General features: G+C 32.7%; 1 protein-coding gene. It reads right to left on the reverse strand.

Translation table 11 applies throughout. The features are described from left to right. Positions 1-627: 627 nt before the first annotated feature. The gene (locus IQR33_RS05225; protein WP_005377323.1) at positions 628-972 is read right to left on the reverse strand and encodes a DUF3316 domain-containing protein; all 345 of its coding nucleotides are present in this window, start codon (positions 970-972) and stop codon (positions 628-630) included. Between the last annotated feature and the right edge of the window lie 540 nt (positions 973-1512).

Genomic DNA, 1512 nt, shown 5'->3' on the forward strand with positions numbered 1-1512 from the left:
TGCGAGATATTCATTCTAAAAAATTAATAAATATAAAAAGCCTGAAACTATTTTCAGGCTTTTTTATTTATCGGTGTAATTTTATAAGTGCTGATTTTAATCCATATATAATGGATTATATTGATCGTTACTTGTTTAAGTGTTTTGAATATAATTGTTTTGTTAGCTAGTCCACTGCTAGTTTTCATTTTCATATTTTTTGAATGATGTATTTTTTCTTTGGCAACAAGAAATGTCTTGTTGCCTTTTTTTATTTTCATGCTTTATGGTTAATTAAAAAAATAGTCATTTTATATATTGCTATAAACGATAAAAATGTAACGACAATTGTCGATCTTAGATTTAGTTAATCTTCATAGAAAATTAAACTCCATTTCAAGTGTCTTTTTCATTTAAGTGATGTGGAGTCCATATGGCGCACCAAGCGAATGACAAAGCGCCAAACGACGAAATGTATCTCAATGAAGATTGGAAAAATTATTTTTATGTAAACGATAGAGGTAGGGATTGATACTGTTTATGTAAGGAGAGAGCGATTTATGAAAAGCCGTCGTTTCAATGTGATTAGACACCTTTACTTTCTTAAAATAGGAAGGGCTCTAAGAAAGTAAAGGTGCAGATGATTTTTTAGTTTTTACCGCCGTCACTTGTTCTGAAGTGATAATCGAAGTTTATGATTGCACGATATTTAACTTCATCACGGTTAAGTGCGTATTCTTCAACTCTCACCTTACTATCATCGATTGCAATATCACGAGGGAAACCGCTTCCAATGATGTTTAGACGATTTCTAAGTTCATGTTTTGATAGCGTTTGGTATTCATCGACAAGATCAAACGCAGAGCTATAAGCGGCATCTTTTGTCGTAAAGTCATTGAGAACAACTTTGTTTGTAGAGTGTTCGACATGAATACCAGCAGTAGCAGATAAACTGAATAATAATAGTGATGAGAGCGTCATTAGTTTTTTCATATAGTCACCTTTTTATTTGTATTACAAAGTCAAGATGTCCAACGAATCCTTGTTAATATCTCTCGACAAAGGTGATAGTGCCATTATAGAAATGTGCTGTACATCACATTTGTGACCATTGACTATGGAAGAATTGTCAACAATAAAACTCAAGCACTTTTGACATTACGGTCAATGTGAAAAAGCGAATATCTGTATGGTTTCGTTAATAATTAAACCACTCTCGGAAACGCTGACTATTCAGTCAAAGCGTATGTTTCTTGTCGTTATAGTGACCTGCCTACAACTTAATCACTTAATGCATGCAATTCAATTGCAATGGCTTGGTATAGATTTTCATTCAGATCTTCCAGCTTAGTAACGATCCTACAAATTCTAGTGATTAAAAAATCATTATTTGTGGTTTTTTATTCTATTGTCGTGTATAAAAAAACTTTACAACAAATGATAAAGGAATATCCATGAAAAAGTTATTGTGTTTTGCTGCACTGGGGTTAGCTGTTTCGACGACGGTTAATGCAGACCCAATTTTAGACGACA

It is taken from the genome of Vibrio sp. OPT46 (assembly GCF_015163535.1).
Lineage (GTDB): Bacteria > Pseudomonadota > Gammaproteobacteria > Enterobacterales > Vibrionaceae > Vibrio > Vibrio alginolyticus.